General features: G+C 40.2%; 2 protein-coding genes. Both read left to right on the top strand.

Annotated elements, in window-relative coordinates:
* Nucleotides 1-66 precede the first annotated feature (66 nt).
* Nucleotides 67-4,260, top strand: coding sequence for an amino acid adenylation domain-containing protein (locus ACPV3A_RS37085; RefSeq protein ID WP_426204891.1), 4,194 nt, complete (start codon nucleotides 67-69; stop codon nucleotides 4,258-4,260).
* Between the two features lie 11 nt (nucleotides 4,261-4,271).
* On the top strand, nucleotides 4,272-10,645 hold a 6,374-nt coding region (locus ACPV3A_RS37080; protein WP_426204889.1), incomplete at its 3' end, for an amino acid adenylation domain-containing protein.

Below are 10,645 nucleotides of genomic sequence, written 5' to 3'. Positions count from 1 at the left end.
AAGACGAAGGCTGCCTTTATCAACCATAGATTCGGGTATCTGTACAAAACAGGTGATTATGGTGTAATGCGTGCGGAAGGATATGTAGACTTCCTTGGAAGAAAAGATAGTCAGGTAAAGATACGTGGACATCGTGTCGAGCTAGGAGAAATAGAACACTGTATCAATCATTTGCCAAATATTCACCAGTCCGTAGTCGCTGATTATAGTGATTCCCATGGAGAGAAGCAGCTGTGCGGGTATATTGTTGCCGATGAGACAGTAGAATTGGCAGAAATAAAAAGCGAGTTAACCAAATATCTACCTGATTATATGGTCCCAGCACAATTCATACAGGTAGATGAGATTCCACTATCTGCAAATGGTAAAGTAGATCGTAAATTATTGCCGGATCCAGAAAAGCATATGGAAAAAAGTAAGATGATAAGGGGTTATGAGGCACCAGAGACCCAGACGGAGAAATTGGTAGTCGAGGCATTTGAATATGTGCTTGGTATGGAAAGAGTAAGCGTAAATGACAATTTCTTTGATTTGGGTGGATACTCGCTTAATGTAATCCGGCTGTGTAATGAATTAGAGAAGAGTACAGGGGTAAGGCTGCAACTTCGAGAAATTTTTGATTTAGTTACACCGAAGAATATTGCAGAAACAATTAAAAACTCAAAGGTAAATACGTATGAAGAAATACCAGAAATAGCAGAAGCAGAAAGCTATTCTATAAGTTCAGCTCAAAAGAGACTTTATCTTCTAGACCAACTAACAGGTCCTGGTACAACTTATAATATTCCTTTAGTCATCAAGCTTAAAGTTAAACCAGACAATGAGCGACTTCAGAGAGCATTGGATCAATTAGTAGAGCAAGAGGAAATTTTGAGGACAAGTTTCCATATAGTTAATGGTGAGCCAATTCAAAAAATTTCTTCAGATGCAAGAATTGTGCTGGAGCACAGTGAAGTAAATACAGCAGATTCACAATATATCCAAGCTGAATATAATACTTTCGTCCAACCATTTGACCTGTCAAAATCACCACTAATGCGTGCAAAAATACTGGATACTCCAAATGATTCATACTTATTTTTGGATATTCACCATATTTTATGTGACGCAGAAAGCATGCCGATTATGCTCTACAAAATACAAGAGTTATATGAAGGAAGAGAACTGTTAACACCACGAGTACAGTATAAAGACTTTTGTGTTTGGCAAAATGCTAGAGATATAACAGAACAGGCAGCGTACTGGAAGAAAGAATTTTCTGGTGATATACCAGTCCTGGATTTAATCATGGATTATCCACGCCCTCATAAACAAAGCTTTAGAGGTGCTAATTTCCGAACACAGGTAGAAGAAAACACGAGTATTCAAGTAAAAGAGTTAGCGAAGAAGTATGGTGCAACTGAGTTTATGGTTTTGTTATCCATCTTTTTCTCCATGTTAGGAAAATACAGTCGACAGGAAGAGATTATAGTAGGAACTCCAATATCGGGACGAAGCCATACGGATACCCAAAATATGTTGGGCATGTTTGTAAACACTCTGGCAATCAAAGGGAATGTCTCCTCCGATGATTCATTTGAGGATGTATTATTAGGTATAAAAGAGAAATGTTTACAGGCATACGATAACAAGGATTATCAGTTCGAAGATTTGGTTGAAGCCGTGGGAGTAAAGAGAGATTACTCAAGAAACCCAGTATTCGATGTGATGTTTGTATTGCAGGACGATGAGAAAGAGAATTATTCGGATCGAATTCAATTTGGAACGAGGGAATCCGTTGAAGGGAGTATTTCTAAATTTGATCTTACCTTAACCATGATAAGTGATTCAGAAGGCTATAAGATTGATTTTGAATATTCTACAGACTTATTCAAACCAGAAACGATCGAGTACATGGCACAACACTTCTTAACACTAATTGAACGAGTTTTAATGTCTCCGGAAAAGAAGCTGCAGGATATTGCCATGGTAGATATGAACGAAGAAGCAAAAATATTGGATGAGTTCAATATGACGGATGCAGAATACCCTCATAATAAGACGATTGTGCAGTTACTTGAAGAGCAGGCTGCCAGAATACCTAATAGTACAGCAATTACATTTAATGGACAACAGCTGACCTATGCACAATTAAATGAACGGGCGAATGCTCTGGCAAGAAAACTTCGAAAGGACTATAACATTCAACCAAACGATTTTGTGGTTATCTCAACAGAAAAAAGTTTGGAGATGGTGGTGGGCATATACGCTATTTTAAAGGCTGGAGCAGCTTATGTACCCGTTGATCCATCTTATCCAGAGGAAAGAATTAATTATATCATTAATGACTGTAAGCCAAGGGTAGTATTATGCGGCACAAAAGAACCTGAAGCTGACATTCCTATCATGAATCTTCATGATGAGGCAAATTATAAAATGGAATGCAGTAACCTTGTCCATGTAAATCAATCAAGTGATTTGATGTATGTTATTTATACCTCTGGTACGACTGGCAGGCCAAAGGGTGTTATGGTTCAGCATGTAAATGTAGTGCGATTACTTAAGAATGACAAGTTTAAGCTTGATTTATATGAAAATGATATTTGGGTTCAATTTCATTCTTATTGTTTTGATGTTTCGGTTTGGGAAATATTCGGAAGCCTATTGAATGGAGCAAAGCTTGTAATTCCTTCTGAAGATACGGTAAAAGATGGACATGCATTTGGAGAGCTGTTGCAAAAAGAAGCGGTAACCATCTTATGCCAGGTACCTTCGCCATTTTATGCGTTGATCGATGCAACGACAGGACAAACAATAAATAGTTTACGATATGTTATTTTTGCAGGAGAGGCACTTTATCCAACGCATTTGAAGAAATGGCATGAGAACAATAGGCATTGTCGTCTGGTTAATATGTACGGGCCTACAGAAACCACGGTATACGCTACTTATCGCGATATTGATGCTGAAGCCATTGAGAGAGGAATTAGCGACATAGGAAAGCCACTTCCAACATTAAAGATTTATATCTTAAATGGAAATGAGCTTTGTGGAATTGGAGTTCCAGGTGAGTTATGTATAACGGGTGAGGGTGTATCTCAAGGATATTTAAATCGACAAGACCTGACAGACGAGAAGTTTGTACACAACCCATTTGGAGCCGGGAAGATGTATCGGACAGGTGATTTGGCACGTTGGTTACCTAACGGAAACATTGAGTATATTGGACGTATGGATGACCAAGCAAAAATTAGAGGATATCGTATTGAACCAAGAGAAGTAGAAAGCCGTTTATTGGAGCTTGAAGGGATAAGTGAAGCTGTAGTAGTAGTGCGAGAAGACAAAAAGAAAGAGAAATTTTTGTGTGCCTATATAATAGCTGAGACAGAAATAGAAGAAAGGAATGTAAAGATTAAGTTAAATAAAGTATTGCCAGATTACATGGTGCCTGCACATATTATTTCAATTGATGCGATTCCACTGACAAGTAATGGGAAACTTGACAAAGCCTCATTACCACAGCCGCAGTATAAGTCAAAGGAATATATTGCACCACGAAATGAATATGAAACTCTGATCGTACAGGCATTTGAGCACATCCTGGATATTGAAAATATCAGTGTAACTGATAATTTCTTTGATCTAGGGGGATCGTCACTGAAAGCAGTGCTCTTGTGTAATGAATTGGAGAAAGCTATAGGAGTAAGACTGTCAATTAGAGATATTTTTACTTTTGGTACGCCTGAGCAGATAGCGGAAAATATGGGGTCGATAGAGAACGAGATGTTTGTGGCAATAGAACAAGCTTCAGCAGCTGAATACTACCCTACAAGTTCAGCTCAGAAACGACTCTATCTTCTGGACGAGATGACCGGACCTAACATTAACTACAACGTATCGGATGTCTATGCCTACGAAGAACCGCTGGATAAAGAAAGATTACAGAAAGCTTTGGATAAGCTGTTACAGCAAGAAGAGATACTGCGAACTAGTTTCCATGTTGTGGACGGTGAACCCATTCAAACGATTTCTCCAGACGCAAGGGTTTTATTAGACTACAGCGAAGTGGACGCAATAGATGTACAAACAGAATACGATAAATTTATACAACCATTTAATTTATCCGAAGCACCGTTGATGCGTGTGAAATTAATGAAGACAACAACGGCTTCCTACCTATTTGTTGATATTCATCACATTATATGTGATGGAGAAAGCCTGCCGGTTATACTGCATCAGGTGAACGAATTTTATGAAAATGATGAAACTGATCATGAATAAGAGGAGAACTTATGAATAAAAATTCTAACCGAATCCAGTATAAAGATTTCAGCGTATGGCAGAATTTTTATGATATCTCAAAACAGGAAGAATATTGGGGGAGGGAATTCGCTGGTGAAATTGCCAGGGTGGATTTGAAGACGGATTTCCTCCGTCCTCAAATCCAATCTTTTAGGGGAGCCAATGTTGTAGCAAAGGTAAAAGAGCCATTAAGCTCAGGGGTTAAAAATTTAGCCCTAAAGTATGGTGCTACTGAATTTATGGTTACCCTATCTGTGTTCATTTTATTATTGAGCAAATATAGTCGCCAAAAAGATATTATTGTAGGAACAACCGTATCAGGCCGAGTTCATGCAGATACTAAAGGTATGCTGGGGATGTTTGTCAATACTCTGGTAATAAAGGGAGAAGTTTGTCCTGATGATACTTTTGAGCATTTGATTTTAGCTGTGAGGGAGAAGTGTCTGCAAGCATATGATAACCAAGAATACCAATTCGAAGATTTAGTTGAAGCCGTAGAGAAGAAAAGAGATCTCTCAAGAAATCCGATATTTGATTTTATGTTCGGATTAAAAGAAAAGAAAAAACCGTCGGAAATGCAAGGCCTATTGGGCGGGAAAAGTGCATTTATTAAAAGAAATGTTTCAAAGTTTGACTTATCCGTTCTGGTTGAATGTGTGTCAGAAGGGTATGAAATTGATTTTGAGTATTGCATAGATTTATTCAAACAAGAAACGATTGAATATATGGCAAGGCATTATGTAACGCTGCTTGAGGAAGCAGTAACACATCCAGAAAAAAAGCTTAAAGATTTGCATATGCTTGATATCAGGGAACAAGAGAAGATATTGGTTGATTTCAATGCAACGAATGTAGAATACGCTCGAGAACAAACAGTTGTCAGCTTATTTGAGAATCAGGTAGAGAAAACAGCAGAACATATTGCACTTAAATTTGATGATAAACAGATGACATATGCCGAGCTGAATGAGAGAGCAAATCAGTTGGCGCGTACTCTTCGGGATTTAGGAGTGGTTCCAAACGATTTGGTGGCTCTAGTTACAGAGCGTAGCATGGAAATGATTGTAGGAATATTAGCAATCATCAAGGCAGGGGGAGCTTATGTACCCATCAATCCGGACTATCCAGATAATAGAATTCGCTATATGCTGGAGGACAGTAGTCCAAAGATTGTATTGACGTATAAGAATAAGTTGCCAGGGAAGGTAGAGATTCCGGTATTGGATTTAGAAGATGAGAATCATTATGCTAATGAAACGGACAATCTTCTGCATGTTAACAGAGCTAATGATTTAGTGTATTGTATCTACACTTCGGGTACAACTGGAAACCCTAAGGGAGTTTTAATTGAACATCGAAATGTGGTCAATATGTGGGTCACCTATAAGGAAACATTTGCGCTGAACGACAAGGATACGGTGCTGCAATTTGCAAATGTATCTTTTGACCAAGCGGTTGGTGATATCTTCCCTGCACTTTGCAATGGTGCGGCATTATGTATTGTACCAAAGAATTTAACCTATGATATGGAGCAACTACAAAAATATATAGATCGAAATAATGTAACAACAGCATCATTGACACCTAAGGTAATAGAAGGGTTGTGTGTTGAAGCATTACCGACACTTCGTTTGCTGGAGTCAGGTGGAGAGGCAGGTCGTCTAGAGACTTTAAAAGAATGGGCGAAAAAAGTAGAAGTGCTAAACACATATGGTCCTACAGAATCTACTGTAAATGCAACTAGTTTTAGAGTGAACACAGACTCTACTTCCATTACCATTGGACGTCCGATTGCAAATACAAAGGTATATCTTCTAAATGAAATGGAGCTATGCGGTATTGGAATACCTGGCGAGTTGTGTATTGCAGGAGATGGTTTAGCAAGAGGTTATTTGAATCAGCCAGAATTGACTGATAAGAAGTTTATTGAAAATCCCTTCGGTGAGGGAAAACTGTACCGTACAGGAGATTTAGCACGTTGGCAGCCAGATGGAAATATAGAGTATTTAGGTCGTATAGATGAACAAGTGAAAGTCCGTGGTTACAGGATAGAGTTAGGGGAAATTGAAAGTGTATTAAGAAAACAGAGTAACATCACTGATGCTGTCGTTGTTGTAAAAGAAGTTGGAAACGATGAAATTCTCTGTGCATATCTCATTGCAGAGAAGGGTCAAGAATTAATTATACCCGAAATTAAGGAAGCGATAAGAGAAGAAGTAACGGAGTATATGATTCCTGCCTTTATGATACAGATCGATGAATTTCCACTAACCATAAATGGAAAGCTGGATAAAACTAGATTGCCAGAGCCAGATATGTTAGAAAGCTTGAAATACGTACCACCAAGTAATAAGACGGAGCAAGCAATCGTAGATGTATTTGAGGAAATTCTAGGAGTATCTCCAGTCGGAATAGAGGACAGTTTCTTTGAATTGGGTGGACATTCGTTAAAAGCAACGACAGCAATTAATGTAATAGAGAAGAAAACAGGGATTCGTTTGCCAGTCAAAGAGATATTTAGTTCACCAACTCCTGCCATGTTGGCGAAAAAGATTGAGGCCGCGGGAGAAGGCGAATATAGTCCAATACCACAAGCAGAACAGAGAGAAGTTTTTCCAGCATCCTCTACACAGAAACGATTGTTTATTCTGGATCAGATGGAAGGCAGTAGTACAGCATATAACATGGCGTCAGCGCTAGAAGTAACAGGTAATCTTGATTTGGAAAAAATACAACAAGCCATAGATCGCCTGATCGAGCGTCATGAGTCGCTGCGAACAAGTTTTGTCATGACAGAAGGAGAGACATTTCAAGTCATTGCGGACGAGGTATTCTACCCAGTGGAATATGAAGAGACCGACAGCTACAGCGAAGCAGATATGGAGCAATTTGTACGCCCGTTTGACATCGGAAGAGCCCCACTTATGCGTTTTAAAGTAGTCAAAGAAAGAAATCGGAACAAATATATTCTTCTATTTGATATGCACCATATTATTTCCGATCACAAGACGCTAAATCTATTAATCGAAGATTTCTCACGATTGTATAACGGTGAAGAGTTAGAACCACTTGAAATCCAATACAAAGATTATAGTGAATGGATGCGTGGTAGAAACCTGGAGAGTCAGCGAGACTATTGGAAAGAAGTATTTAAAGAAGAGGCACCGGTTTTGGATTTGGTGACGGACTATCCACGTCCAAAAATCCAAAGTTACAAAGGAGCMCAAGTGTCGGTTCAGCTTAGTAAAGAACAAAAAGYTGGTATTAAAAATATAAATAAACAACATGGAACGACAGATTACATGACCTTACTGGCTGTATTTATGATAGAACTGCATAAATACAGCAGGCAACAAGATATCGTGGTAGGAACACCCATCTCCGGCAGGGTGCATCAGGATACTGAGACGATCGCAGGCATGTTTGTAAATACGCTAGCCATGAGAGGATATCCAAGGGATGAGAAAACGTTCTTGGAATTTTTAAGCGAGATCAAAGAGCTGGCATTGAATGCGTATGAGAATCAAGAATACCCATTTGAAGAATTGGTAGAGGAAGTAGAAGTACGCCGTGATCTGTCACGCAATCCGCTGTTTGACGTGATGTTTACCATGCAGAATAACGAAGAAATCCATCTTGCGATGGGCGAAGCCCAAGTCGACATGTTGGGCATTCCTTTCATTGATGCCAAATTCGATTTGGATTTACAAGCTACAGCGTATGAAGACGGGTACGCTTTAGATCTGGTCTATTGCAGTGATTTATTTACCCAGACTTCAGCACAGGTCATGCTGGAACATTTTAAGGTATTGCTGGATAGGGTGATTGCTAACCCTGAAATGAAATTGTCTGAACTAAACATGGTCAGTGAGGTAGAACAACACAGAATACTAACGGTTTTCAATGATACCCATACAGAGTATGCACAGCATCATACGGTAGTGGAACGATTCGAGAAACATGCGGAACAGACACCTGAGAAGACGGTAATCGAATACGAAACGGGAGTACTTCGTTATGGAGAAGTCAACCGAAAGGCAAATGCATTGGCATGGGAACTGATTTCGTTAGGTGTTCAGCCCAATGATCGAGTGGCCATCATGACTACCCTGGAAGCGGAAACGATCATTGGCATTTTGGGCGTGCTAAAGAGTGGAGCCGCCTATGTCCCGATTGATCCAGCAACTCCGAAGGAACGAATCGATCATATTCTGAACGATGCAGCACCCAAGGTCATCTTAACAAGAGAGAAGAAGCTGGAAACGGAAGTCCCATTCATCTCTATGAATCTTGATGATCTGGGCGAGAAGGAGACAAATCCAGCGTGTGCTGTTGAAAAGGGCGACATCGCCTATGTGATTTACACATCAGGAACGACAGGGAAGCCCAAAGGCGTGGCTGTGACACGAGGCAATTTGGATCATTACTTGTCGTATGCAGATCAAGAGTACCAGAAAGAAGCTTGTACGACGGTATTAATGACAAGCTTAAGTTTCGACCTCTCCGTAACTTCCTTGTATTTACCGCTGATTAGTGGTGGATCTCTTCTATTAAAGGGAGGAGACGCGGAGGAAAGGCTGCGTGCAGCATTCAAAGATGACAGGGTAACCTTCCTTAAACTTACCCCTTCCCATTTAAAAATGCTGGAAACCTATGCAGACGGCGTAGATGTACCGAATTTAGAAGCGCTGATTGTCGGTGGAGAAGAGTTCACCACAGATACGGCGTGGAAAACGCAGAAGCTGTTAGGAGACAGCGTCAAGATTCATAACGAATATGGCCCTACAGAGACTACCGTAGGATGCTGTGACTATATCTATTCCAGCGAAAAAGATAAGGGTTTAAGTGTAGGAATCGGGCGTCCCATTGCCAATATGCAGCTCTATATACTGAATGAGATGGAGTTATGTGGTATAGGCATTCCTGGTGAGCTATGCATCGCGGGAGACGGGGTTGCTAAAGGCTATTTAAACCAGCCTGAATTAACAGCGCAGAAGTTTATCGACAATCCCTATGGAGGAGGGAAGTTATACCGCTCTGGAGATTTGGCGAGATGGCTGCCTAACGGGGAGATCGAATACCTGGGAAGAATAGATGAACAGGTTAAAATCCGAGGATATCGGATCGAGTTGTCCGAAATCGAGAGCGTTCTAAGGAATCAGCCGGGTATATCTGATGTAGCGGTTGTTGCATTGGAAGTAGGCGGTGATAAAAGTATATGTGCCTACCTGATCCCGACAAATCAAGAGCAGAACCTGGATATGTCTGAAATTAAAAATGATTTGAGAGAAAAACTACCCGAGTATATGTTGCCTAGCTTTATGATGCAGATCGATGCATTGCCACTAACTCCAAATGGTAAGCTGGATGCAAAGGCCCTGCCAGAACCCCATGCATTAGAGGGACAGGAATATGTGCCACCAAGAACTAAAACAGAGAAAGTCATTACGGACGTATTTGAAGAAATCTTAGGCATATCTCCAATTGGAATAGAAGACAGTTTCTTTGAACTGGGTGGACATTCGTTAAAAGCGACGACAGCAATTAATGCCATAGAGAAAAAGACAGGGATTCGTTTGCCAGTCAAAGAGATATTTAGTTCACCAACTCCTGCCATGTTGGCGAGAAAGATTGAGGCCGCGGGAGAAGGCGAATACAGTCCAATCCCACAGGCAGAACAGAGAGAAGCTTATCCAGCATCCTCTACACAGAAACGATTGTTTATTCTCGATCAGATGGAAGGCAGTAGTACAGCATATAACATGGCGTCAGCGCTAGAAGTAACAGGTAATCTTGATTTGGAAAAAATACAACAAGCAATAGATCGCCTGATCGAGCGTCATGAGTCGCTGCGAACAAGTTTTGTCATGACAGAAGGAGAAACCCTTCAAGTCATTGCAGACAACGTATTCTACACAGTGGAATATGAAGAAACCGATAGCTACAGCGAAGCAGATATGGAGCAATTCGTACGCCCGTTTGACATTGGCAAAGCACCACTTATGCGTTTTAAAGTAGTCAAAGAAAGAAATCGGAACAAATATATTCTACTATTTGATATGCACCATATTATTTCCGATCATCAGACGCTAAATCTATTAATCGAAGATTTCTCACGATTGTATAACGGTGAAAGATTACAACCACTTGAACTCCAATACAAAGATTATAGTGAGTGGATGCGTGGCAGAAATCTGGAGAGTCAGAGGGACTATTGGAAAGAAGTCTTTAAAGAAGAGGCACCGGTTCTGGATTTGGTGACGGACTATCCACGTCCAAAAATCCAAAGTTACAAAGGAGCAATCCAAAGTTACAAAGGAGCCCAAGTGTCGGTTCAGCTTAGTAAAGAACAAAAAGTTGGCAT

The sequence above is a fragment of the Paenibacillus sp. Dod16 genome, from assembly GCF_049893405.1.
Classification (GTDB): Bacteria; Bacillota; Bacilli; order Paenibacillales; family Paenibacillaceae; genus Paenibacillus_AQ.
The sequence above is the reverse complement of the archived record's forward strand: the minus strand, read 5'-3'. Positions and strand labels throughout refer to the sequence as shown.

Bases quoted from the DNA above. Each gene is read 5' to 3' on its own strand.
- ACPV3A_RS37085 (WP_426204891.1), top strand. From the start codon at position 67: ATGCGTGCGGAAGGATATGTAGACTTCCTTGGAAGAAAAGATAGTCAG.